Annotated in this window: 20 protein-coding genes; 11 read left to right on the top strand and 9 right to left on the bottom strand. The window is 73.9% G+C overall.

The features are described 5' to 3' along the window. Nucleotides 1–57 precede the first annotated feature (57 nt). Entirely contained in the window at nucleotides 58–1,491 is a 1,434-nt protein-coding gene (gene purB / locus ACFWW8_RS24275) for an adenylosuccinate lyase (RefSeq protein WP_386531216.1), read from the top strand. Beyond that, nucleotides 1,488–2,036 (top strand): G/U mismatch-specific DNA glycosylase, encoded by a 549-nt coding sequence (gene mug, locus ACFWW8_RS24280; protein ID WP_386531255.1) that lies wholly within the window; start codon nucleotides 1,488–1,490, stop codon nucleotides 2,034–2,036. Before purB ends, mug begins: the two co-directional genes overlap by 4 nt. 80 nt (nucleotides 2,037–2,116) lie before the next feature. Here mug and ACFWW8_RS24285 read toward each other — a convergent pair whose 3' ends face one another. From ACFWW8_RS24285 to ACFWW8_RS24295, 3 genes are read right to left on the bottom strand one after another with little or no spacing between them, the layout of a single operon-like run. After that, nucleotides 2,117–2,554 carry a hypothetical protein gene (locus ACFWW8_RS24285; RefSeq protein ID WP_386531218.1) on the bottom strand — a complete coding sequence of 146 codons (438 nt, stop codon included), beginning with the start codon at nucleotides 2,552–2,554 and terminating at the stop codon, nucleotides 2,117–2,119. A gap of 40 nt (nucleotides 2,555–2,594) precedes the next feature. Further along, nucleotides 2,595–3,347: an ABC transporter permease subunit gene (locus ACFWW8_RS24290; RefSeq protein ID WP_386531221.1), complete on the bottom strand. Its 753-nt coding sequence runs from the start codon at nucleotides 3,345–3,347 to the stop codon at nucleotides 2,595–2,597. Nucleotides 3,348–3,400: 53 nt separating this feature from the next. Then, nucleotides 3,401–4,315, bottom strand: coding sequence for an ABC transporter ATP-binding protein (locus ACFWW8_RS24295; protein ID WP_386531223.1), 915 nt, complete (start codon nucleotides 4,313–4,315; stop codon nucleotides 3,401–3,403). Nucleotides 4,316–4,422: 107 nt separating this feature from the next. Here ACFWW8_RS24295 and ACFWW8_RS24300 point away from each other — a divergent pair, with 107 nt between their 5' ends. The 3 genes from ACFWW8_RS24300 (at nucleotide 4,423) to ACFWW8_RS24310 (ending at nucleotide 7,518) form a co-directional block, all read left to right on the top strand. Then, nucleotides 4,423–5,598, top strand: coding sequence for a sensor histidine kinase (locus ACFWW8_RS24300; protein WP_386531225.1), 1,176 nt, complete (start codon nucleotides 4,423–4,425; stop codon nucleotides 5,596–5,598). A gap of 4 nt (nucleotides 5,599–5,602) precedes the next feature. Beyond that, nucleotides 5,603–6,253, top strand: a complete 651-nt coding sequence (locus tag ACFWW8_RS24305; protein WP_386531227.1) for a response regulator — start codon at nucleotides 5,603–5,605, stop codon at nucleotides 6,251–6,253. Nucleotides 6,254–6,363: 110 nt separating this feature from the next. Continuing rightward, on the top strand, nucleotides 6,364–7,518 hold the full coding sequence (locus ACFWW8_RS24310; protein WP_386531229.1) for an ROK family transcriptional regulator: 1,155 nt from the start codon (nucleotides 6,364–6,366) through the stop codon (nucleotides 7,516–7,518). A gap of 197 nt (nucleotides 7,519–7,715) precedes the next feature. Here the strand turns inward: ACFWW8_RS24310 and ACFWW8_RS24315 are convergent, their stop codons facing one another. After that, nucleotides 7,716–8,498, bottom strand: coding sequence for a GntR family transcriptional regulator (locus tag ACFWW8_RS24315; protein ID WP_386531231.1), 783 nt, complete (start codon nucleotides 8,496–8,498; stop codon nucleotides 7,716–7,718). 301 nt (nucleotides 8,499–8,799) lie between these two features. On the opposite strand from ACFWW8_RS24315, the gene ACFWW8_RS24320 reads away from it, so the two are divergent. From ACFWW8_RS24320 to ACFWW8_RS24330, 3 genes are all read left to right on the top strand, one after another. Continuing rightward, entirely contained in the window at nucleotides 8,800–9,675 is an 876-nt protein-coding gene (locus tag ACFWW8_RS24320) for an alpha/beta fold hydrolase (RefSeq protein ID WP_386531233.1), read from the top strand. A 276-nt stretch (nucleotides 9,676–9,951) separates the two neighbouring features. Continuing rightward, nucleotides 9,952–11,538, top strand: coding sequence for an alkaline phosphatase D family protein (locus ACFWW8_RS24325; protein ID WP_386531235.1), 1,587 nt, complete (start codon nucleotides 9,952–9,954; stop codon nucleotides 11,536–11,538). A 194-nt stretch (nucleotides 11,539–11,732) separates the two neighbouring features. Then, the gene (locus ACFWW8_RS24330; RefSeq protein ID WP_386531237.1) at nucleotides 11,733–13,172 is read left to right on the top strand and encodes a GNAT family N-acetyltransferase; all 1,440 of its coding nucleotides are present in this window, start codon (nucleotides 11,733–11,735) and stop codon (nucleotides 13,170–13,172) included. Here ACFWW8_RS24330 and ACFWW8_RS24335 read toward each other — a convergent pair. Beyond that, a complete protein-coding gene (locus ACFWW8_RS24335; RefSeq protein WP_386531239.1) occupies nucleotides 13,093–14,325 on the bottom strand; it encodes a trans-sulfuration enzyme family protein in 1,233 nt (410 codons plus the stop codon). The genes ACFWW8_RS24330 and ACFWW8_RS24335 overlap by 80 nt on opposite strands. Before the next feature lie 60 nt (nucleotides 14,326–14,385). Here ACFWW8_RS24335 and ACFWW8_RS24340 point away from each other — a divergent pair, with 60 nt between their 5' ends. Together ACFWW8_RS24340 and ACFWW8_RS24345 are read left to right on the top strand one after the other, a co-directional pair. Then, a complete protein-coding gene (locus ACFWW8_RS24340; protein WP_383916235.1) occupies nucleotides 14,386–14,868 on the top strand; it encodes an Lrp/AsnC family transcriptional regulator in 483 nt (160 codons plus the stop codon). A 53-nt stretch (nucleotides 14,869–14,921) separates the two neighbouring features. Then, nucleotides 14,922–16,652: a DUF885 domain-containing protein gene (locus tag ACFWW8_RS24345; protein WP_386531241.1), complete on the top strand. Its 1,731-nt coding sequence runs from the start codon at nucleotides 14,922–14,924 to the stop codon at nucleotides 16,650–16,652. Between the two features lie 140 nt (nucleotides 16,653–16,792). Here ACFWW8_RS24345 and ACFWW8_RS24350 read toward each other — a convergent pair whose 3' ends face one another. Then, nucleotides 16,793–17,365, bottom strand: coding sequence for a rhodanese-like domain-containing protein (locus ACFWW8_RS24350; RefSeq protein ID WP_386531243.1), 573 nt, complete (start codon nucleotides 17,363–17,365; stop codon nucleotides 16,793–16,795). A 94-nt stretch (nucleotides 17,366–17,459) separates the two neighbouring features. On the opposite strand from ACFWW8_RS24350, the gene ACFWW8_RS24355 reads away from it, so the two are divergent. Next, entirely contained in the window at nucleotides 17,460–17,906 is a 447-nt protein-coding gene (locus ACFWW8_RS24355; protein ID WP_386531244.1) for an Lrp/AsnC family transcriptional regulator, read from the top strand. Between the two features lie 109 nt (nucleotides 17,907–18,015). On the opposite strand, the gene ACFWW8_RS24360 is transcribed toward ACFWW8_RS24355, so the two are convergent. From ACFWW8_RS24360 to ACFWW8_RS24370, 3 genes are all read right to left on the bottom strand, one after another. Then, complete coding sequence (locus tag ACFWW8_RS24360; RefSeq protein ID WP_386531246.1) at nucleotides 18,016–21,027, bottom strand: AAA family ATPase; 3,012 nt, start codon at nucleotides 21,025–21,027, stop codon at nucleotides 18,016–18,018. Then, entirely contained in the window at nucleotides 21,024–22,190 is a 1,167-nt protein-coding gene (locus tag ACFWW8_RS24365; protein WP_386531247.1) for an exonuclease SbcCD subunit D, read from the bottom strand. Before ACFWW8_RS24365 ends, ACFWW8_RS24360 begins: the two co-directional genes overlap by 4 nt. 80 nt (nucleotides 22,191–22,270) lie before the next feature. Next, nucleotides 22,271–22,897 (bottom strand): YigZ family protein, encoded by a 627-nt coding sequence (locus ACFWW8_RS24370; RefSeq protein WP_386531248.1) that lies wholly within the window; start codon nucleotides 22,895–22,897, stop codon nucleotides 22,271–22,273. Nucleotides 22,898–23,189 lie beyond the last annotated feature (292 nt).

The raw sequence follows: 23,189 nt of genomic DNA on the forward strand, positions 1-23,189 counted from the left end.
CGGGGGCGCCCCTACCTGCGTAAACACACAGCCGGGGCCCAAGTAGAATCCCTCCACGTGACAGCCAAGCCCCGCATCCCCAATGTCCTGGCCGGCCGCTACGCCTCCGCGGAGCTCGCCGTCCTGTGGTCCCCCGAGTACAAGGTGACGCTGGAGCGGCGGCTGTGGCTCGCCGTGCTGCGCGCCCAGAAGGACCTCGGTATCGAGGTCCCGGACGCCGCCCTCGCCGACTACGAGCGCGTCCTGGAGACCGTCGACCTCGCCTCGATCGCCGAGCGCGAGAAGGTCACCCGGCACGACGTGAAGGCCCGGATCGAGGAGTTCAACGCCCTCGCCGGTCACGAGCAGGTCCACAAGGGCATGACGTCCCGCGACCTCACGGAGAACGTCGAGCAGCTGCAGATCCGGCTCTCGCTGGAGCTGGCCCGGGACCGCACGGTCGCCGTGCTCGCCCGCCTCGGCAAGCTGGCCGGCGAGCACGCCGAGCTGGTCATGGCCGGCCGCTCCCACAACGTGGCGGCGCAGGCGACCACGCTGGGCAAGCGCTTCGCCACGGCGGCCGACGAGCTGCTGGTGGCCTACGACCGTCTGGAGGACCTGCTGGGCCGCTACCCGCTGCGCGGCATCAAGGGCCCGGTCGGCACCGCCCAGGACATGCTCGACCTGCTCGGCGGCGACGCCTCGAAGCTCGCCGACCTCGAGCAGCGGATCGCCGCCCACCTCGGTTTCGGCCAGGCCTTCACCTCGGTGGGCCAGGTCTACCCGCGCTCGCTCGACTACGACGTGGTCACGGCGCTCGTGCAGCTGGCCGCCGCGCCTTCGTCGATCGCCAAGACCATCCGTCTGATGGCCGGCCACGAGCTGGTCACCGAGGGCTTCAAGCCGGGTCAGGTCGGCTCCTCGGCGATGCCGCACAAGATGAACACCCGCTCCTGCGAGCGTGTGAACGGCCTCATGGTCATCCTGCGCGGCTACGCCTCGATGACGGGTGAGCTGGCCGGCGACCAGTGGAACGAGGGCGACGTCTCCTGCTCCGTGGTCCGCCGGGTCGCCCTGCCGGACGCGTTCTTCGCGTTCGACGGCCTGCTGGAGACCTTCCTGACGGTCCTCGACGAGTTCGGCGCCTTCCCGGCGGTCGTCGCCCGCGAGCTGGACCGCTACCTGCCGTTCCTCGCGACCACGAAGGTCCTCATGGGCGCGGTGCGGGCCGGGGTGGGCCGCGAGGTCGCGCACGAGGTCATCAAGGAGCACGCGGTGGCCTCGGCCCTCGCCATGCGCGAGCAGGGCGCGGAGCGCAACGAGCTGCTGGACAAGCTGGCCGCCGACGACCGGATGCCGCTGGACCGGGCCCAGCTCGACGCCCTCATGTCCGACAAGCTGTCCTTCACCGGGGCGGCGGCCGACCAGGTCGCGGTGGTGGTCTCCCGCATCGAGGCGATCGCCAAGCAGCACCCGGAGGCCGCCGGGTACGCGCCGGGGTCGATCCTCTGACCCCCGAGGAGCTGAACGCCGCCCGCGACCGCGTCCTCCCGGACGTGGTCGCGGGCGGTCTCCGTGTGCTGTTCTGCGGTATCAACCCGGGTCTCCTCTCCGCCGCGACGGGCCACCACTTCGCCCGGCCCGGCAACCGCTTCTGGCCGGTCCTGCACCTGTCCGGGTTCACCCCCCGCCGCTTCGCGCCGTCGGAACAGGAGGAGCTGCTCGCCCACCGCCTCGGCATCACCAACGTCGTGGCCCGTGCCACGGCCCGCGCCGACGAGCTGAGCGCCGAGGAGTTCCGCGAGGGCGGCCGCATCCTGACGGCCAAGGTGGAGCTGCTGCGCCCCCAGTGGCTGGCGGTGGTCGGCGTGACCGCCTACCGGACCGCCTTCGGGGAACGCCGGGCCCAGATCGGCCCCCAGGAGCGGACCATCGGCTCCACCCGCATCTGGGCCCTCCCCAACCCGAGCGGTCTCAACGCCCACTGGACCGCCGAGTCCATGGCCCAGGAGTACGCCCGCCTGCGCGTCGCCGCCGAATTCCCCGACGACACCTGACCCGAGGGACGCGGCCGACGCCGGCCGGGGCCGCCGCTACGACGGCTAGAGGGGTGCGGGTGCGGTTGCGGATGCGGGTGTTACGGAGGGTCGACCACCGTGACGCCCGCCATCAGCCCGTGGGGTTCGCCGCCGTCCCAATGTGCCGCGTAGGCCACGAGCCACTGCGCTCCCACCCGCCAGGCGTGCACGTGATCGGTCGTGCTGCTCACCTCGTCCCACGGCTCGGGTATCTCCTCCCCCTCGATCCCCCGGTGTCTGAGCGAGGCCACGCTGAATATCTGGGCCTCCCCCCACCGGGCTTCCAGGGCCTGGGTGAGCGCTCCGTACTCGGCGGTGACCTGGTCGGCTGCCGCTGCCCGCCCCGAACCGCCGTCCTCCCAGACGTCCTCGGCCCGGCCGACCTGGACCAGGTGGTATCCCGGGCCGCTGCGCATCCCGCCGCACCGGACGTGCTCCGTCGGGAACTCCCGGCCCCGGAGCCGGTCGATCGTGTCGAGGTGCTCTGCCGTGGTCATACCGTCAGTATCCCGGCCACCACTGACAACTGGCCTGGCGTCACGCGTCCCTCCGGCGTACCGCTATCCAGCCTGCGGTCAGCGCGGCGAGCGACCAGAGGGCGGCGACGCCGAGACCGGTCCACGGGCCGAGCGAACCCTCCGCATTCATCCGCATCACCGCCTGGCCGGCCCGGTCGGGCATGAACCGTCCGGCACCGCCGACCATCTGCCCGACCACGAACGGAACGATCAGGACGAAGGGTATGAGCAGGCTCATCACCAGGGTGCCGCTGCGCACCAGCGCGGTCAGGCCGGCCGCGAGCAAGGCCATCAGCATCAGGTAGACGCCGCTGCCGAACACCGCCCGCAGCGTGCCCGGATCGCCCAGTCCGAGGGCGTACTCCCCCATGAAGGCCTGCCCGGAGACGAACGTGACGAGCCCCGTGACCTGTCCGACCAGGAAGGCGAGCGCCGCGACCACGGTCACCTTCGACAGGTAGAACCGGGTCCGGTCGGGCACCGCGGTGAGCGAGACCCGCAGGGCCCCGTCGCGGAACTCCCCGGCGAGGGCGGTGGCGCCGAAGGCGATGGCCGCTATTTGACCGAAGTTGATGCCGTAGAAGGCGGCGAGCAGCGGGTCCGTTCCCATCGCTCCCTCCTCGGCGGTGCCGATCGCCGCCGCGGTGAGGGCGGTGATCCCCACCGTGACCCCGAACACGGCCGTCAGGCAGCCGAGGATCGACCGGGCGGTTCGTATCTTGAGCCATTCCGAGCGCAGAACGGGTGCGGTGGGCAGGGCGGCTGTGGTCATGGCAGGGTCTCCAATGAGAGTCGGGGCGTCGGGGTGGTGAACGCGGAGGGCGGTCAGGCCGCCTTCGCGGAGAAGTCGGCGCGGCCTGCCGTGAGGGCGAGATAGGCCTGCTCCAGCGAGGCCCGCTCGTCGGAGAGTTCCAGCACCGGAATCCCTTCGCCGGCCGCGAGGGCCCCGACCGCCTCGGCCCGTATCCCGTCGACGGTCCACCGCCCGTCCTCCGCGGGGACCAGCTCGCGTCCCCGGCGCGCCAGGGCGGTGAGCAGCCGGTCCGGGTCGGAGGTCCGCAGCCGGACCCGGGGGGAGCTGTGCGCGTCGATGAACTCCGCCGTCGGGGTGTCGACGAGGAGCCTGCCCTGCCCGAGCACCACCAAGTGGTCGGCGAACGACGCGGTCTCCGCCATCAGGTGGCTGGAGACGAGGACCGTGCGGCCCTCTCCGGCGAGTCGGCGCATCAACTCCCTTATCCAGAGGATGCCCTCGGGGTCCAGACCGTTCGTCGGCTCGTCCAGCAGGAGCACTCGGGGGTCTCCGAGCAGCGCGGCGGCGATGCCGAGCCGCTGGCGCATGCCTAGCGAGAAGGTCTTGATCCGCCGACGTGCCACCGGGGTGATGCCGCACTGCTCCAGCACCGTGCCCACCCGCCCCTCCGGAATGCCGTTGCCGGCGGCGAGGATGAGCAGGTGGTCGCGGGCAGTGCGCCCGCCGTACGGCGCTTGCGGGTCGAGCAGGGCCCCCACGTGGCGCAGCGGTTCCCGAAGGTCGGTGAAACGGCGACCGCCGAGGGTGGCGGTGCCCGCGGTGGGCCTGGCGAGCCCCAGCAACAGCCGCATCGTCGTGGTCTTTCCGGCGCCGTTGGGTCCCAGGAAGCCGGTAACCCGGCCGGGCAGGACATCGAAGGTGAGGTGGTCCACGACCCGGGTGCGGCCGTAGTCCTTGGTCAGTTCGCGGATCTCGATGCGGTTCATGACTCAAGACTCGCGACCGCTCCTCCCCCTTCCCTCCCCCACGCGGGGGTCTCGTCTCCCCCACGTGGGGGAGACGCCCGCGACCTGGGCACTGTCACGATGGGTACATGTACCGACTGCTCCGTGCTCCGTTGCGACCGGTGACGTACTCGCGCTGGCTGCACCTCTGCGTTCCGCTCCTGCTCCTGGCCCTCTGGATGTTCGTCAATCCCGCGTGGCCGTGGGCTCCGCTACTGATCGTCATACCGTTCGGGTTCGTGCCGTGGGTCCGGCTGGCCGAGGGCCTACAGGCCCAGTTCCTGCTGACCCCGCACGGCGGGGACGCCCCGGACGACAGCATCACCGTCGCACCGTCGGCCGACTGGAACGACCGCTGGCGGACCCTGGTCTGGCTTGAGATACGGCTCGTCGTGGCGGGCGCGGCCATGTGGGCGACCGTCGTCCTGCCGGTGATGACCGTCGAGCTCGTCGCGACCGCACTCGGGCAGCACCTGACGTCCGATCCGATGCTGCCGCTGGTCCCGCCGCGCTGGGCGGCCGCCCTGCTCGCGCCGGTACCGCTGATCGCGCTCGTCACCGTGGTCGTCGCGCTCGGGGAGATGATCACCGCGATCGCCCGGCGGCTGCTCGGGCCTTCGGCGGCCGAGCGCCTCACCGCGCTGGAGGCGCGCACCGAGCAGTTGCTGGAGCGGACCCGTATCGCACGGGAGCTGCACGACTCGATCGGGCACGCCCTGACCGTGGCGGTCGTGCAGGCGGGAGCGGCGCGGGCCGCCGGTGACCCCGCCTTCACGGAACGGGCGTTGAGCGCGATCGAGGAGACGGGTCGCGTGGCACTGGAGGACCTTGAACGGGTACTGCTGGTGCTGCGGGAGTCGGCGCAACCGCCCTCGCAGCGGCCGACGCTGGTCGAGGCGGACCGGCTGCTGGACGCGGCCCGGGCCTCCGGCTCGGACGTGGAGGCGCAACTGATTGGTCCGCTGGAGAAGTTGCCGGGACCGGTCACCCGGGAGGCGTACCGCATCCTGCAGGAGGCGCTGACGAACGTGCTGCGGCACTGCGGTCCCGTGCCCGTGAAGGTGCGGGTGGAGATGGGTCCGGGCCGGCTGGTGCTGGAGGTCACGAATCCGCTGCCGGAACGGCCGGCCGTCATGACCCGCGGCGGTTCCGGACTGCGCGGGATGCGGGAACGGGCCTCGCTGCTCGGCGGTGAGGCCGAGACCGGGCCGTACGAGGGTGGTTGGAGAGTGCGCGCCCGACTTCCGCTGGAGCGAATACGCTGACCGGATGCCGGTTACCGTACTGCTCGTCGACGACGAACCCCTGGTGCGCGCGGGCCTGCGCGCCGTCCTGGAGGCCCAGCCCGACATCGAGGTGGTGGGGGAGGCCGGCGACGGTGCCTCGGTCGTCCCGCTCGTACGGCAGCTACGGCCGGACGTGGTGGCGATGGACGTCCGGATGCCGCTGCTCGACGGGATCGAGGCCACCCGGGCCGTCCTGCGGTCGGTGGACGCGCCGCCGAAGATCCTCGTGGTGACCACCTTCGAGAACGACGAGTACGTCTACCAGGCGTTGCGGGCCGGTGCCGACGGGTTCCTGCTGAAGCGGGCCCGGCCGTCCGAGATCGTGCACGCGGTCCGGCTGGTCGCGGAGGGCGAGACCCTGCTGTTCCCGGCGGCGGTGCGGGCCCTGGCCGCCGAGTACGGGAACCGCCAGGCGCGGACGGCGCTGACGCGGGCCGCCCTGACCGAGCGGGAGGAGGCGGTGCTGCGGCTCATGGCGCGGGGGCTGACGAACGTGGAGATCGCCGCCGAGCTGATCGTCGGCACGGAGACGGTGAAGTCGCACGTCAGCGCGATCCTGGCGAAGCTCGGGGCGCGGGACCGGACCCAGGCCGTGATCATGGCCTACGAGTCGGGGTTCGTCGCTCCCGCATAGAGTCGGGGCGGGGAGGGGTCGGTTCCGGACTATGGGGGGCTGCTTCTCGCCGCCGTGGCGGACGAGCAGTACGATCCGCCTCACAGGGTCGCTAGCTGGGAGGACACACGTTGGGGCAGCTGACCGGCGGTGACCCGTCACTGCTCCGGCGGATCAATTCCGCCGTGGTGTTGCGGGCACTGCGCGCGGCCGAATCGCCGACGCTCACCGATCTCACCCGGGTGACCGGACTCTCCCGGCCGACCGTCGAAGGGGTCGTGGAGGGTCTGATCGCGACCGGGCTCGTCGTCGAGGCCGGTGCCGAAGAGGGCGCGCGGCGGCAGGGCAGGCCGGCCCGCCGGTTCCGGTTCCGTGCCGAGGCGGGCCATCTGCTCGGCATCGAGATCGGCTCGCACCGGGTCGCGGTGCTGCTGTCCGGCTTGAACGGGCGGATCATCGGCGCGGGCACGAAGGAGGTCGCGGAGACGGCGACCGCAGACGAACGGCTGGATCGGGTGCGCGCGGCCGTCGCCGACCTGCTGCGCCGGGCCGGGGTGCCCCGGGACTCCCTCCGGGCGGTGGGGGTCGGCAGCCCCGGCATCGTGGAGGCGGACGGCACGGTCCGCCTGGGCACGGCACTGCCCGGCTGGACCGGGCTGCCGCTCGGCGAACGGTTGCGGCGCTCGTTCCGCTGCCCGGTGCACGTGGAGAACGACGCCAACGCGGCGGCCGTCGCCGAGCACTGGAAGGGGGCAGCGCGGGACACCGATGACATGGTGTTCGTCATGGCGGGGCTGAGCCCCGGCGCCGGCTCGCTGATCGGCGGGCGGCTGCACCGGGGATTCGGCGGTGCGGCCGGTGAGATCGGCGCCCTGCACCTGCTGGGCCGCGAGGTGACGCCGGAGAAGCTGCTGTCGACCACCGGCGAACCGTTGCACCCGCTGGACGAGCCCGCCGTCGCGGAGGTCTTCGCGATGGCCCGTCGGGGCGACGAGCGGGCGGTGGCCGCCGTGGAGCGGTTCCTGCAGCGGCTCGTGCACGATGTGGCGGCGCTGGTCCTGGCGATGGATCCGGAGCTGGTGGTCGTCGGCGGCTGGGCCGCCGGCCTGGACGGGGTACTGGGCCCCCTCCGCCAGGAGCTGGAGCGCTACTGCCTGCGTCCACCGCGGGTGGAGCTGTCCCTGCTCGGCGAGGCCGCCGTGGCCACGGGGGCCCTTCGGCTCGCGCTGGACCACGTCGAGGAGGAGCTCTTCGCGGTGGAGAAGACGGTCACCGCCCGCCGGTGACCCCGAGGGGCGTTCGGCGGGGGCGACGGCCGGTTACGAACGCCCGGCTCCGGGGCGCGCCCCCGCCGGATCGCCCGGCCCCTCCCGGCGAACGTAAGAACGGCCCGGCGTGGGGCGCCGGGCCGTGAGGGGGTGCCGAGGACTCGGCCGGAGCCGTGTGTCCCGTTCCCCGGGTCGTGCCGCGGGCGGCGGGTCCGTCAGGACGCGACGCGCGGTTCGTGGGTGATCTCGACGTCGCCGGAGTCGCCGAAGGTCAGGCGGCAGGTGTCGGCGCGGTAGGTGGCCACCGACACGGCGGCCGTTCCCGCCGCGGTGAAGTAGCGGGTGGTGACCAGGAGCACCGGGGCGCCCGGCAGTCGGTCGAGTTCGCGGGCGTCGTCCGCGCGGGCCGAACCGAGCTCCACCGAACGGTCCTGGCCTTCGAGGACCAGCCGCTGGAGTTCGCGCAGGACGACGCGGGCGCGGGCCGGTCCGGCCGGTGCCTCGATGGCGGGCAGACCGGGCACGGAGGCGGCCGGGACGTACAGCAGCTCGGCGGCGACGACCTGTCCCTGGGTGACCCGGGTGCGGCGTACGGTCTGGACGGGCTCGTCGGCTGCGAAGCCCGCGCCCCCGGCGGTGCCGGTGCGCAGGAGGGCGAGGACGGTGGCGGGCGGCAGGCCCTCGACCGCGTCCACCGGCTCCCAGCCGTCGACGCTCTCGCCGGGCCAGCTGTGCTGCGTGCTGCCGACGGCTACGCCGACGCGCGGCGGGGCGACCGTGGTGCCGACGCCTCGGCGACGCTGCAGGCGTCCTTCGAGCTCCAGCTGCTCCAGCGCCTGGCGCAGGGTCGCGCGGGCGACTCCGAAGCGAGCCGCGAGCTCGCGCTCGTTCGGCAGGACCTCGCCGACGGCGAAGTCCTGGTCGAGCGCTTCGCTGAGGACGGTCTTCAGGTGCCAGTACTTCGGCTCCGGCGCCGTTTCGAGCTGCGTGGTCCCCACCCTGACTCCTCCTGCCATCGCTGCACTCGCCGTGTGATCCAGCGGCAGTTCCGCGCCTTTGTTTATTAAAGGTTCCTGCACTATCCCTGCGACGATAGGACGGCACACCCCCTTGGTCAAGACCAATGCTCATCCCTTGCGGGGCAGATCGGGCATACGTATCAAGCCGTTCACGGGATGTTCTCGTGCGCACAGAAGGCTTGTAGTCAAGGCCTACCGGACGGTAGTCATGGCGGTGGCACTACTGACAGCCCGTCTCATCCGACGCCCGCCCCAGGGCGTCCACCCGACGAGGAGCAGCATGACCGCCACGGTCTCCTTCACGATCGACTCGCCGCTGGGCCCCCGCGCCACCACCGTCGCCTACGCACGCAAAGGCGCCGGTGAACCGCTCCTCCTGCTGCACGGCATCGGCCACCACCTCCAGGCCTGGCACCCGGTGAGCGACATCCTGGCCGCCGAGTACGACGTGATCGCGGTCGACCTGCCCGGCTTCGGCGCCTCCGGGCCGCTGCCCGCGGGGGTTCCGTACGACCTGGGCACCGTCGCGCCCGCGCTCGGCGCGTTCTGCGCGGCCCTGGGCGTCGAGCGCCCGCACGTCGCGGGCAACTCCCTCGGCGGCCTGCTCGCGCTGGAGATGGCCCGCAGCGGCCTCGTCCGCTCGGTCACCGCCCTCTCCCCCGCCGGGTTCTGGACCGAGGGGGAGCGCCGCTACGCCTTCGCCGCCCTCCTCACGATGCGCGCCGGCGCCAGGGCGCTGCCGCGCCCCGCGCTGGAGCGGCTCTCGCGGACCGCCGCCGGGCGGGCCGCCCTCACCGGGAGCATCTACGCGCGCCCGGCCCGTCGTTCGCCGCGGGCCGTGGTCGAGGAGACCCTCGCCCTGCGCGACGCCACCGGGTTCGAGGCGACCCTGGCCGCCGGCGGCTCCGTACGGTTCACCGCGGACGTGCCCGGGCTGCCGGTCACCATCGCCTGGGGCACCCGCGACCGGCTGCTGCTGCGCCGTCAGGGGGTCCGCGCCAAGCAGACCATCCCGGGCGCCCGGCTGATCCGGCTCCCGGGCTGCGGGCACGTTCCGATGAACGACGATCCGGCACTCGTCGCCCGGGTGGTCCTGGACACCGCCCGCAGCACCCGCCTCCCGGCGGCCGGTACGGCCACCGGAGCCGCGGCCTGAGCGGAGCAGCCCGAGCAGCCCGAGCAGCCCAGGCAGCCTGAGCGGTCCAAGCAGCCCAGGCAGCCTGAGCGGTCCAAGCAGCCCGAGCCGCCCGAGCCGCCCGAGCAGTCCCGGCAGTCCCGGCAGTCCCAGCCACCTGAGCCGTCTGCGCCCCGCCAACCCGGGTCCGAGTCGCTGACGGCTGTTCATCCGCGGTTCGCGCGGCCGACGCGGCCGGGCCGGTGTGCGGCGGCACACTGGTCCGGCCCCGCCCCGCCGGCCCCCGGAGACCCACCGATGGCACCGACGCCGCACACCCGCCGCTCCCTCCTCGGCGGTTCCCTCGCCCTGTCCTCCGCGCTGCTCGCCGCGCCGGTCCTGGCCGTCCCGGCGCTCGCCGCCGCACCGGCCCTCGCCCGTTCCGGCCGGCCCCAGGCCCTTTGGGGCGTCCAGTCCGGCGAGGTCACCGCCCATGCGGCCACGGTCTGGACCCGCTCCGACCGCCCGGCACGGATGTACGTCGACACCTCCCCGAGCGAGTCGTTCCGGTACGCCGTACGCCGCCACCGGGGCCCGCTGCTCGGCCCGTCCGGGGACTTCACCGGCACCACCGTGCTGCGGGACCTTCCGCCGGGGCAGCAGATCCACTACCGGGTCGTGCTCGCCGACCCCGACGACCCCCGCCGCACCTCCGAGCCGGTGCACGGCGCGTTCCGCACCACCCCCGTCTCCCGGCGCGACGACGTGCGCTTCCTGTGGTCCGGGGACCTGGCGGGCCAGGGCTGGGGCATCAACCCCGACCTCGGCGGCTACCGCGTCTTCGAGGAGATGCGGCAGCGCGACCCCGACTTCTTCCTGTTCAGCGGGGACACGATCTACGCCGACGGCCCGATCCAGCCCACCGCGACGCTGCGCGACGGCACCCTTTGGCGCAACGTCACCACCGAGGAGAAGGCCAAAGTGGCCGAGACCCTCGCCGAGTTCCGCGGCAACTTCCGCTACAACCTGCTCGACGGCAGCCTGCGCGGCTTCAACGCCCAGGTCCCGGTGCTCGCCCAGTGGGACGACCACGAGGTCCGCAACAACTGGTACCCGGGCCAGCTGATCGACGACCCCCGCTACACCGTCAAGGACGTCGACACCCTGGCCCGCCGTGCGCGCAGGGCCTTCGGCGAGTACTTCCCCGTCACCGACCTGCGCGGCGGCCGCGCCGAAGGCCGCATGTACCGGGTGATGCGGTACGGGCCGCTGCTCGACGTGTTCGTGCTCGACATGCGCACCCACCGCAACGCGAACTCCCCCGGCCGCGCCTCCGACGACCCCGTGGGCATCCTCGGCTCCGAGCAGCTGGCCTGGCTCAAGCGCGAGCTGTCCCGTTCCCGCGCCACCTGGAAGGTCGTCGCCGCCGACATGCCGCTGGGGATCGTCGTCCCCGACGGCGCCACGGACTTCGAGGCCGTCGCCCAGGGCGACCCCGGCGCCCCGCTCGGCCGCGAGCTCCAGATCGCCGAACTCCTGCGCCACATCAAGCACCAGCGCATCACCGGCACCGTCTGGCTCACCGCCGACGTCCACTACACGGCCGCGAACCACTACGCGCCCGAGCGGGCCGCCTTCGGCGACTTCGCGCCGTTCTGGGAGTTCGTATCCGGTCCGATCGGCGCCGGCGGATTCCCGGCCGGGCGGCTCGACGCCACCTTCGGGCCGCGGACCGCGTACGTCCAGTCCGCTCCGGTGGCGAACATGTCCCCGTCCGAGAATCCCCCGTACTACGGCGAGGTCGACATCGACGGCGACAGCGGGGACCTGACGGTCCGGCTGCGGCGCCAGGGAGGCGGCGTACTGTTCACCAAGACGCTTCGGCCCGGTCAGGTGGGCCAGTAGCGGGCTCCGCGGCGGCACTTCACGGGTCCGCCCGCCGCGTCGGCGTCGGGCGTACCGCCCGTCACCTCGGACGTATACCTTTCGAATTCCGGAAATGACCCGGAAAGCCGGATGAAATCGGCCAGATCGATACTTAACCAGTCGGTCACAGATCGTTCGTGATCACGCAACACCCCTGCGCCACAGTGGCGTGCATGACTGACCGTGCGCATGCCCCCGCCCAGCGTTCCCACCGCCACCACTGGCGCCGCGACGTCGTCGAACTGGCCGCGCTCTTCTGCGCCGTCGCGGTCGCCGACGCCATCGCCAATCTCGTCGTGCACGCCCCGAGGGGCCCCGTCCTGCTGGTGGCCTCGGCCGTGGCCCTGCTGTTCACCGCGGCCTTCCACACCTGGTGGGCCCGGCGCCACAGTCATGCGCCGCCGCCGGCCGACACCGCCCCCAGCGATCCGGCGACGACCGCCGAGGCGGGCGGGAAGCCGACGACGGCCCCCACCCCCGCCCTGTGGCGGATGCGGACGACCGTACGGGACGAGCCCGGCTCACTGGCGGCGCTCTGCACCGCCCTCGCCCGCAACGGCGTGGACATCCTGACCCTCCAGACGCACCCGCTCCCCGAGGGCGGCACCGTCGACGAGTTCCTGCTGCGGGCCCCGCAGGCGCTGCCCTCCGCCGACCTCACCCGCGCGGTCGCCCGCGCCGGCGGCCACAGCACCTGGATCGAACGCGCCGACGCCCACGACCTCGTCGACACCCCCACCCGCGTCCTGGGCCTGGCCACCCGCACCGCGCTGGACGCCGCCGAGCTCCCCCTCGCGCTGCGCCAGCTGCTCGGCCGCTGCACGATCCACTCGATCCCCGCGACCACCCTCTCCGGCCGGCCCAACGCGGGCGCCGACGCCCCGGTCGAAGGGGTCCTGGAGGCTACGGTGATGCGGCTGCGCGACCCCTCCGGCGGCGCGATCACCGTGGAGCGGCCGTACCTGCCCTTCACCCCCACCGAGTTCGCCCGCGCCCGGGCCCTCGTCGAGCTCGACGCCCGGCTCGGCCCCCGCGTCCCGCGCAGCCAGCACGTGCTGACCCTGCCCGAGGGCAACGAGATCACCGTGCGCCGCGCCGACGGCTCCGACCTCCCGGCCGCGCGCGCGATGCACGACCGCTGCTCGGACCGGACCCTGTCGCTGCGCTACCACGGGCCCGTCGCCGACGCCGACCGCTACCTCGGCCACCTGCTGAGCCCCCGCTTCGGGCGGACCCTCGCCGCCACCACCGCCTCCGGCCGGCTCGTCGCGCTCGGCCACCTGCTGTGGGACGGCGACGAGACCGAGGTGGCGCTGCTCATCGAGGACGACTGGCAGCGCCGCGGCATCGGGTCGGAACTGTTGCGCCGGCTGATCGCGATGGCCGTGGAGGCCCGGTGCGACAGCGTGTACGCCGTCACCCAGGCCTCCAACACCGGCATGGTCGCCGCCATGCGCGGTCTGGGGCTCCCCCTCGACTACCAGATCGAGGAGGGCACCCTAGTGATCACCGCCCGGCTGGACGCCGCCCGGGTCAGTTCGCGGCCGCCGCACGAGCAGCCGCCCGCACGGCACTCGTACGGGGAGCGACGACCGGAGCGGAAGCAGGGGTAGCGGACGGAGCCGCACCCGCGCTGAGGGCCTGGTCCAGATCGGCCCACAGGTCGTCCACGTCCTCCAGCCCGACCGACATCCGCAGCAGCCGGTCGCTGACCCCGGAGGAGTGGCGGTCGCCCTCGGCGACGATCCGGTGGCTGATGGAGGCCGGGTGCTGGATCAGGCTGTCCACGCTGCCGAGGCTGACCGCCGGGGTGATCAGGCGTACGGCGCCGATCACCTCGTGCGGGTCCCCGGTGGTTTCGAAGGCGACCATGGCCCCGCCGATCCGCGGGTAGTGCACCCGCTCCACCCGAGGGTCGTCCGCGAGGCGGCGGGCCAGTTCGGCGGCGCTCGCGGACGCGGCCCGGACCCGGACCGGAAGCGTCGAGAGGCCGCGCAGCAGCAGGTACGCGGCGAGCGGGTGCAGGACGCCGCCGGTCGCGAAACGCACCTGGCGGAGCTTGCGGGCGAAGTCCTCGTCGCAGGCGACGATCCCGCCGAGCACGTCTCCGTGGCCGCCCAGGTACTTGGTGGCGCTGTGCAGGACCAGCCGGGCGCCGCTCTCCGCGGGCCGCTGGAGCACCGGGGTGGCGAAGGTGTTGTCGACCAGCAGCGGCACCTCCCCGCAGGAGTGGGCGGCGGCCCGCAGGTCGATCTCCGCGAGGGTCGGGTTGGCCGGGGACTCGATCATGACCAGCCCGGTGTCCGGTCGGATGGCGTCCGCGATGCCCGCGGGGTCCACCCAGGTGACCTCGGTGCCGAGCAGTCCGCTGCCGAGCAGGTGGTCGCTGCACCCGTAGAGCGGGCGTACGGCGACGACGTGCCGCAGGCCCATGGCGCCGCGCACCAGGAGGGTGGCGGTCAGGGCGGCCATGCCGCTGGCGAAGGCGACGGCGCTTTCCGTGCCCTCCAGGCGGGCCAGGGCCGTCTCGAAGCGGGCGGTGGTCGGGTTGTCGAGGCGCGAGTAGACCGGCGGGCCCTCGGGGCGGGCCCCGGTCGTGGCGAACTCGTCGATACGAGCGGCCTCCGCCCGGCTGTCGTACGACGGGTAGGTCGTCGACAGGTCGAGCGGAGGCGCGTGCAGCCCGAGCCGCGCGAGGTCCTCGCGTCCGGCGTGCACTGCTTCGGTGGCCAGCGACCGTCGTGCGGTCTGGGCGTTCGTCTCCATGCCCGGTACTGTGCGCGGTCGACCGGCGATGACGGGAAAACGCCGTGCTACGTTCGGCCAATGTCCGATTCCGTTGCTTTGGATCCGACCGACCTGCAGATTCTGCGGCTCCTGCAGAACGACGCCCGGACCACCTACCGCGACCTCGCCGCCGAGGTGGGCGTCGCCGCGTCCACCTGCCTGGACCGGGTCGCGCGGATGCGCCGCTCCGGGATCATCCTCGGGAACCGGCTGCGGCTCGATCCGGCGAAGCTCGGCCGCGGTCTGGAGGCGCTGCTCCTGGTCCAGGTGCGCCCGCACCGGCGCGAGCTGATCGGGCCCTTCGTGGACCGGGTGCGCTCGCTGCCCGCCTCCCGCGCCGTCTTCCACCTCACCGGGCCCGACGACTACCTGGTCCACGTCGCGGTCGCCGACCCGGGTGAGCTCCAGCGGCTGGTCCTCGACGAGTTCACCTCGCGGCGCGAGGTCGCCCGGGTGGAAACCCGGCTGATCTTCCAGGAATGGGACTGCGGGCCGCTGCTGCCGCCCACGTCCGCGGGCTGAGGAGCGGGGGCGCGGTGATGACGCGGCGGCGCCCCCCGTACGAAGATGGCGACATGTCAGAGATCTTGCAGAACAGCAGCGCCACCCGACTGCCCCGCCAGGTGGCCGACGCCTACGTCGACGACCTCGTCGCCATCGACCCGATCGCCGGGACCTACCTCGGCGTCGCCTCCAGTTCCGGCAGCCTCCCGGACTTCTCCCCCGCCGGCCGGGCCGCCGCCGCCGAGCTGTCCCGTACGACCCTCGCCCTCCTGGACGCCGCCGAGCGGCTGCCCGGCGGCGACAGCGACGCCGAGCGCCGCTGCGCCCGCCTGCTGCGGGAGCGGCTGACCGCCGAACTCGCGGTCCACGAGGCCGACGAGGACCTGTGCGCGGTCAGCAACATCCACAGCCCCGTCCACTCCGTCCGCGAGGTCTTCACCCTCACCCCGGCCGAGACGGACGAGGACTGGGCAGCGATCACCGAGCGGCTGCGCGCCGTCCCTGCGGCCCTCGCCGGCTACCGCGAGAGCCTCGAACTCGGCCTGGAGCGCGGCCTGTACGGCGGCCCGCGCCCCACGGCCACCTTCATCGCACAGCTCGGCACCTGGGCCGGAGACGCGGGCGCCGCAGGTGCCGGCGACGCGGCGGGCGCCGAGCCCGCCTTCTTCGAGGACTTCGCCTCGCGCGGCCCGGACTCCCTGCGCGCGGGCCTGGACGAGGCGGCCGCGGAGGCGACCGCCGCCCTGCTCTCGCTGCGCGACTGGATGCGCGAGGTGTACGCCCCGGCCGTCGAGGGCCGGCCCGACACGGTGGGCCGCGAGCGCTATGCCCGCTGGTCGCGGTACTTCAACGGCACGGACCTCGACCTGGACGAGGCGTACGCGTACGGCTGGTCCGAGTACCACCGGCTGCTCGCCGAGATGAAGATTGAGGCGGCCAAGATCCTTCCGGGCGCGGGCCCCTGGGAGGCGCTGGCGCACCTGGACGAGCACGGCACCCACATCGAGGGGGTGGACGAGGTCCGGGACTGGCTCCAGGGCCTGATGGACGAGGCCGTCGAGAACCTCGACGGCACGCACTTCGAACTCGCCGACCGGGTCAAGAAGGTGGAGTCGAAGATCGCCCCGCCGGGCGGCGCCGCGGCTCCCTACTACACCAGCCCCTCCGAGGACTTCTCCCGGCCGGGCCGCACCTGGCTGCCCACCATGGGGCAGACCCGCTTCCCGGTGTACGACCTGGTCTCCACCTGGTACCACGAGGGCGTTCCCGGCCACCACCTCCAGCTCGCGCAGTGGACGCACGTGGCGGACCGGCTGTCGCGTTACCAGGCCACCGTCGGCATCGTCAGCGCCAACGCCGAGGGCTGGGCGCTGTACGCGGAGCGGCTGATGGACGAGCTGGGCTACCTCAAGGACGCCGAGCAGCGCCTGGGGTACCTGGACTGCCAGATGATGCGTGCGGCACGGGTCATCGTGGACATCGGCATGCACCTGGAGCTGCCCATCCCGGCGGACTCCCCGTTCCACCCGGGCGAGACGTGGACGGTGGACCTCGCGCAGGAGTTCTTCGGCCTGCACAGCGGCCGGCCGGCGGACTTCGTGGAGAGCGAGCTGACCCGGTACCTGTCGATGCCGGGGCAGGCCATCGGCTACAAGCTGGGCGAGCGCGCCTGGCTGCTGGGCCGGGACAACGCCCGTGCGGCGCACGGGGACTCCTTCGACCTGAAGGCCTGGCACATGGCGGCCCTGTCGCAGGGGTCGCTGGGACTGGACGACCTGGTGGACGAGCTGTCCAAGCTCTGACGGCTCCAGCTCCGGCTACGGCTACGGCTACGGCGGCCGAAGCCGCGGCCGGAGCCGCACCCGCCACCGCCGCCCGCGCCACGGGAACGGGCCACTCCCCCGTGCGGCCCGTTCCCCGTCCGGCCGGCCCGGGCACGGCCTCAGCAGCCGCAGTCGTCCGAGCCGGTGGGGGCGGTGAGCGGGTCGGCCTCGGAGCGACGCTCGCTGCCCTGCCAGGTTTCCACCTCGAAGCCCTCTCGGATCCAGTACTCGATGCCGCCGAGCATCTCCTTGACCTGGAAGCCGAGTTCGGCCAGGGCGAGCGCCGATCGGGCACCGCCGTTGCAGCCGGGCCCCCAGCAGTACGTCACCACGGGCAGGTTCCGGTCGAGGAGCAGCCCGGCCTGCTCGGGGACGAGGGCGGTGGGCAGGTGGACCGCGCCGGGCACGTGCGCCTGGTCCCAGGCCGGGGTGGAGCGCGAGTCGACCAGCTGGAAGCCGAGCTCCGCTCCCTGCTCGCGGTGGGCCGCGAAGGCCGCGGCGACGTCGGACACGTCCGCGTGGAAGGCCAGGCTCGCGGCGAAGTAGGCGGCGGCGGCGGCCGGCGCGGCCGGGGGCACCCGGAGCACGGGGTTGGCGGCCGCGGGGACGCCTCCGGGGGCGGCTCCGGAGCCGCCCCCGGCCCGGGTGGCGGTGGCGTCCGGCTCGGTGATCTGCGGGTTCGTCGTCGTCATGACTCAGAATCTACGAGCGACCGACGCTCCCCGAAAGGGACTTTCCCCGGCCCTTCACTTGTCCGACCGGGGAAACCCCTGCTAGACCTGCGAGATGACCGACTATTCCCCGGACCCCACCGACTGGCGCATTCTCGAAGCGCTCCAGCACGACGGCCGCGCCAGTTTCACCGAGCTGGCCCGCACCGTCTCCATGTCCGCGAGCGCCGTCACCGAGCGGGTCCGGCGCCTGGAGGAGACGGGGGTGATCACCGGCTACACGGCGGTGGTGAACCCGGAGCGGCTCGGAAAGTCGATCCTCGCCCTGGTCCGGCTGCGCTACCCGCACGGCAACTACAAGCCGTTCCACGACTTCCTGGACGCCACCCCGGACATCCTGGAGGCCCACCACGTCACCGGTGACGACTGCTTCGTACTCAAGGTCGCCGCCCGCTCGATGGCACACCTCGAAGAGGTCACGGGCCGGATCTCGGGGCTCGGCTCGGTGACGACGAGCGTCGTGTACTCCTCGCCGCTGCCGCGCCGCCCGCTCAGCCCGTGAGCGGCACGGTCAGGCCATGAGCGGCACGGTCAGCCCGTGAGCGGGACGGCCGGTCCGTGAGCGGCACGGCCGGTCCGTGAGCGGCACGGCCGGTCCGTGAGCGGCACGGTCAGTCCGTCAGCGCGGCGGTGCGGTGGCGCACGACCGAGCCGCCGCGCTGCTTGACGATCTCCAGCTGGGCCTGGACCCGGGTCCGCAGATCGGCGACGTGGCTGACGATGCCGACGCTGCGGTCGCGCTCGCGCAGCGAGTCGAGGACGTCGAGCACCTCGTCCAGCGCCTGGTCGTCGAGGCTGCCGAAGCCCTCGTCGATGAACAGGGTGTCCAGGCGCATGCCGCCCGCCTCGTCCGTGACCACGTCGGCCAGGCCGAGCGCGAGGGCGAGCGAGGCGAAGAAGGTCTCGCCCCCGGACAGCGTCGAGGTGTCGCGCTCGCTGCCGGTCCAGGCGTCGACCACGTGCAGGCCCAGGCCGGACCGGCCGCGGCCGCTCGCCCGCGCGTCGGAGTGGACGAGGGTGTAGCGGCCGCCGGACATCCGCAGCAGCCGTACCGTCGCCGCGGCGGCCACCTGCTCCAGGCGGGCGGCGAGGACGTACGCCTCCAGGCGCATCTTGCGCTCGTTGTCGGCGGAGGTGCCGGCGGTGAGCCCGGCCAGCCGGGCGACCCGGTCGTAGGCCTCGCGCAGCGGGCCCAGGGCGCGCAGCTCCTGTTCGGCCCGGTGGGACAGCGCGTCCAGTTCGGCGCAGCGGACCCGGGCGGCGTCGTGGGCGGACCCCGCCGTACGGAGCTTTGCCGCGGCCCGCGCGGCGTACGCCTCGGCGGCCTCCGGTGCGGCCGGGGGCAGCGCCGCGGCCTCGGCGGTGCCGGTCTCGCCGCGGCGGTCGGCCAGCAGGGTCTCCTCCGCCTGCCAGGCGTCCAGCCGGTGCTGCAGGGCGGTGCGCTCGTACTCGGGGAGCACCGCCTCGGCGGCGGCCTCGACGGTGTCGAACCCGGCCTTGAACGCGGCGTCGGCGAGCTGGTCGTCGGCCTCCTTCAGCCGGGCGGCGGTCGTCTCGGCCCGGCGCAGCGCGTCGGCGGCCGCCGAGACCATCCGGACCCGGTCCTCCAGGGTGCGGGCCCGGGCGGCGACGGTGGGCGCGTCGCCCCGGACCTGGGCGAGCTCCGCCTCCAGGGAGGCCTGCTCCTGGTCCAGGGCCTCGCGCCGCGAGGCCCTGGCGGCGACCCGGCGCTCGGCGTCGAGGCGGTCGGCGCTGCGCGCGGCGTGCTCCCGCTCGGCGCGCGCGAGATGCTCCCGTGCGGCGTGCAGTCCCGCGGCGGTGGCGTGGGCGGCGGCGTGCCGGGCGCTCAGGTCCGAGGCCAGGCCGTCGAGTTCGGCGGTGGTGGCGTCCCCGGCGGCGGACGCGGCGCCGGTGCGGGCCTCCTCCAGGGCCGCGAGCCGGAGTCCGACGGCGGCCCGGGCCTCCTCGGCCCGCTCGAAGGCCGCGTGGGCGGCGTCCTCGGCGTCCCGGTCGACGTGGCCGGGGGCCGGACGGGCCGGGGCCGGGTGCTCGGCGCAGCCGCACACGGCGCAGGCTTCCCCGGCGACCAGGGCTTCGGCGAGCTCGGCGGCGATCCCGCGCAGCCGGGCCTCCTTGAGCTCCAGCCAGCGCTCCCGGGCGGCGGCCGACTCCGCGCGCACGGCGAGCAGTTGTTCCTCGGCACGCCGCGCGTCGGCAGTGAGGGCGTCCCGTTTCCGGGCGGCCTGGAGGCGCTGCCGGACGGGTTCCAGCCGGCCGGCGAGCTGCTCGGCCAGCGTCGCGGCCTGCTGGGCGGAGTCCACCCGCGCGGCCAGGGCGGCCCGGGTGGTGTCCCAGCGCTCCAGCCACTCGGCGGACTCCTGGTGCTGCTCCTCCGCGGCCCGGGCCTCGCGTTCCAGGTCGGCGCGCTCGCGGCCGATCTCGGCGCTGCGCTGCTCGGACCGCCGGGCGGCGGCGAGCGCGCCGAGGTCCTCGCGCAGCCGCTGCTCGACGGAGGCGAGGTGCTCGGTGCCCGCTTCGGCGAGGGGCGGCGGGAGTTCGGCGCGGGCCGCCGCCTCGGCGTGGGCGGCGCCGAGGTGCGCGGCGGAGGCCGCGCCGCGCAGTTCCAGGGCGGGGGCGACCATGGCGCCGCGCCGGGCCCGGTCGAGGAGGCCGCGCACGCGTTCCCGCTCGGGCCCCGCGTCGGCGAGCGCGGCGGCCCGGCGGGTGGTCTCGGCGTGGCGGCGCTGGAGCCGGTCGAGCTCCCGCGCGTCCTCGGCGGCGCGCCGGGCCGCGGCGTGGCGGCCCTCGACGGCGGCGAGGGCGTACTCGGTGACGGTGAAGCGCTCCCGGGCGGCGCACCGGGCGACGGCGGCCCAGGCGCGGACGGCGGGCGCGAGCCCGGGGTCTCCGGGCTGGTGTACGGGCAGCGGCCAGTCCCGCAGATCGGCGCTGTCGCCTGCGGCTTGGGCGAGGCGCTGGGCGGTGTGCAGCACCTTCTCGTCGCCGGCCCGGACCTTGGCTTCGGCGGCCCGGCGGCGTTCGCCGAGCAGGGCTTCGACGGCGGCGAACCGGCGGGTGTCGAAGAGCCGTCCGAGCAGCCGGCCGCGGGCGGCCTCGTCGGCGCGCAGGAACCGGGCGAACTCCCCCTGCGGCAACAGCACCACCTGGCAGAACTGCTCGCGGCTCATGCCGAGGAGCTGTTCGATCTCCTCGCCGATCTCCTGGTGGGAGCGGCTGAGCGCGTTCCAGCCGTCGGCGGTGTGCTCGCGCAGCCGGCTCTGCGCCTTGTCCTTGGTGGTGCCCGTGCCGCGCTTCTTCGGCCGGTCCTGCTCGGGGCGCCGGGTGATCTCCAGCCGGCGGCCGCCCGCGGTGAGTTCGAGAGTGATCTCGGTGGGGGTCCCGGCGGCGGCGTGGTCGCTGCGCAGACTGGTGCCGGGGGCCTGGCGGGGGCCGGGGACGGATCCGTAGAGGGCGTAGCAGACGGCGTCGAGGACGGAGGTCTTGCCGGCGCCGGTGGGTCCGTGGAGCAGGAAGATCCCGGCGCCGGAGAGCGCGTCGAAGTCGATCTCCTGGGGTTCGGCGAAGGGGCCGAAGGCGGTGACCTTGAGCCGGTGCAGCCTCATCGGTGGGTCTCCCGCAGGCCGTCGTCGACCCGTACGTCGTCGAAGGCGCCCTGGAGCACGGCCCGTTCGGCGTCGTCGGCGCGGCCGCCGCCGCGGACGTGGGCGACGAAGTCCTCGGCGATCTCCTGGTCGCTGCGGCCCTTGAGGCGCTGGGCGTAGGAGACCCCGGGCTCTTCCGCGCGGCCCTCGGGGTCGAAGCCGAGGCTGAGGGTGTGCGGGAAGCGGGTGGCGAGCCGGGCCATGGGGTCGTCGGGACGGACGGGGTCGGTGAGGACGGCCTCGACCCAGGAGTCCTCGTGCGCGGTGTGCGCGGTGTCCTCCAGCAGGTCCTCCAGCCGGCCGCGCAGCCGGCCGAGGGCGCGCGGTACGGGGGTGTCGATCCTCTCGGCGGCGATCTCACCCCCGGCGCCCAGCTCGACCAGCCACATGGTCTTGCGGTGGTCGGCCTCGGAGAAGGAGTAGGCGAGGGGGGATCCGGAGTAGCGGACCCGTTCGCCGATCGTCTGGCAGCCGTGGAGGTGGCCGAGGGCCGCGTAGTCCACGCCGTCGAAGACGGAGGCGGGTACGGCCTCGACCCCGCCGACGGCGATGTCGCGCTCGCTGTCGCTGGCCAGCCCGCCGGTGACGAAGGCGTGGGCCAGGACGACGGAGCGGGTGCCGGGCGGCCGGGTGGCGAGGTCGGCCCTGATCCGGTCCATGGCCGCGCCGAGGACGGCCTCGTGGCTGACCTTGTCCGTGCCGAACTGGTCCTTGACCAGCGCCGGTTCCAGGTACGGCAGCCCGTAGAACGCCACTTGGCCGTGTACGTCGGCCAGCAGCACGGGGTCGGCGCAGCCGGCCGGGTCGGTCCTGAGGTGGATGCCGGCCCGGTCGATGAGCCCGGCCCCGACGCCGAGGCGGCGTGCGGAGTCGTGGTTGCCGGAGATCATGACGGTGGGCACGCCGAGGTCGGCGAGCCGGTGCAGGGCCCGGTCGTACAGCTCGACGGCCGCGAGAGGGGGCACGGCCCGGTCGTAGACGTCTCCGGCGACGAGGAGGGCGTCGACCTCCCGCTCCCGCACGGTCGCGACGAGGTGGTCGACGAAGGCGGCCTGGGCGCCGAGCAGGTTCACGCGGTGGAAGGCCCTGCCGAGATGCCAGTCGGAGGTGTGCAGGAACTTCACTCGCCGGTCCCGCCGCCCATGCCGTCTCCCCCTGATCGCCCCGCTCGCCGTTCCTGAACCCCTCTACGCTAACGCGTCCCTCAGGGCGCGTAGGTCTCTCCGCCGAGAGTGAGGGTGGCACTGCCGGCCGTACTGTCGGCGAGCCAGGCCTCGAAGCCGGGCAGGTCGTCCTCCGGGAGGGCGACCTCGATCTCCACCGCGGCCCCGTAGCGCAGGTCCACGACGGTCCGGCCGGTGGAGCGCAAGTCGTTCTGGGTCTTGCCCGCGCGCTGGTGGTCGACGGTGACGGTGGCGAGCCGGTAGCGGCGGCGGGTGACGGTGCCGAGCGCGTCGAGGGCCTCGCCGACGACTCCCCCGTAGGCGCGGATGAGGCCGCCGGCGCCCAGTTTCACACCGCCGTAGTAGCGGGTGACCACGGCGACCGCGTAGCGCACGTCCCGGCGCATGAGCATCTGGAGCATGGGCACCCCTGCGGTGCCGCCGGGCTCGCCGTCGTCGCTGGCCTTCTGCACGGAGGCGTCCGCGCCGATCACGTACGCGTAGCAGTGGTGCGAGGCGGTGGGGTGCTCCTTGCGGACCCGCGCGACGAACTCCTGCGCCTCCCGCTCCGTCGCTGCGGGCGCGAGCGCGCACAGGAAGCGCGAGCGGTTGATCTCCGACTCGTGCACGCCCTCGCGGGCCACCGTCGCGTACTGGTCTGCCTTCACCGCTCCACCCTAATCCGTTGTTAAGGACGGGCCGGCCGACTGCAAGCCGGGCGGGCTGTTCGAGCACCAGGGGCTGTGACATCCGGCTCCACCCGGGCCTATAAGGCCTCCCCGTAGATCGGTGGACGGTCCTGGCGCTCGTAGTGGTGGCGGTCACGTCGGCGCCGGACGGATGCCTACACGACACCCGGCTCTCAGGCCTCCTGTAAGAGCGGCGGCGTCCGTGTCGATGTGACCGCTATCGCGGTGCGTGCATGTGGCGACGGAGCACGCCGTCCCCCGCCTCCGGTCG

Source organism: Streptomyces sp. NPDC058701, assembly GCF_042715295.1.
Classification (GTDB): domain Bacteria; phylum Actinomycetota; class Actinomycetes; order Streptomycetales; family Streptomycetaceae; genus Streptomyces.

Bases quoted from the DNA above. Each gene is read 5' to 3' on its own strand.
- ACFWW8_RS24285 (WP_386531218.1), bottom strand. From the start codon at position 2,554: ATGACCACGGCAGAGCACCTCGACACGATCGACCGGCTCCGGGGCCGG.
- ACFWW8_RS24290 (WP_386531221.1), bottom strand. From the start codon at position 3,347: ATGACCACAGCCGCCCTGCCCACCGCACCCGTTCTGCGCTCGGAATGG.
- ACFWW8_RS24295 (WP_386531223.1), bottom strand. From the start codon at position 4,315: ATGAACCGCATCGAGATCCGCGAACTGACCAAGGACTACGGCCGCACC.
- ACFWW8_RS24300 (WP_386531225.1), top strand. From the start codon at position 4,423: ATGTACCGACTGCTCCGTGCTCCGTTGCGACCGGTGACGTACTCGCGC.
- ACFWW8_RS24305 (WP_386531227.1), top strand. From the start codon at position 5,603: ATGCCGGTTACCGTACTGCTCGTCGACGACGAACCCCTGGTGCGCGCG.
- ACFWW8_RS24320 (WP_386531233.1), top strand. From the start codon at position 8,800: ATGACCGCCACGGTCTCCTTCACGATCGACTCGCCGCTGGGCCCCCGC.
- ACFWW8_RS24325 (WP_386531235.1), top strand. From the start codon at position 9,952: ATGGCACCGACGCCGCACACCCGCCGCTCCCTCCTCGGCGGTTCCCTC.
- ACFWW8_RS24330 (WP_386531237.1), top strand. From the start codon at position 11,733: ATGACTGACCGTGCGCATGCCCCCGCCCAGCGTTCCCACCGCCACCAC.
- ACFWW8_RS24335 (WP_386531239.1), bottom strand. From the start codon at position 14,325: ATGGAGACGAACGCCCAGACCGCACGACGGTCGCTGGCCACCGAAGCA.
- ACFWW8_RS24340 (WP_383916235.1), top strand. From the start codon at position 14,386: ATGTCCGATTCCGTTGCTTTGGATCCGACCGACCTGCAGATTCTGCGG.
- ACFWW8_RS24345 (WP_386531241.1), top strand. From the start codon at position 14,922: ATGTCAGAGATCTTGCAGAACAGCAGCGCCACCCGACTGCCCCGCCAG.
- ACFWW8_RS24350 (WP_386531243.1), bottom strand. From the start codon at position 17,365: ATGACGACGACGAACCCGCAGATCACCGAGCCGGACGCCACCGCCACC.
- ACFWW8_RS24355 (WP_386531244.1), top strand. From the start codon at position 17,460: ATGACCGACTATTCCCCGGACCCCACCGACTGGCGCATTCTCGAAGCG.
- ACFWW8_RS24360 (WP_386531246.1), bottom strand. From the start codon at position 21,027: ATGAGGCTGCACCGGCTCAAGGTCACCGCCTTCGGCCCCTTCGCCGAA.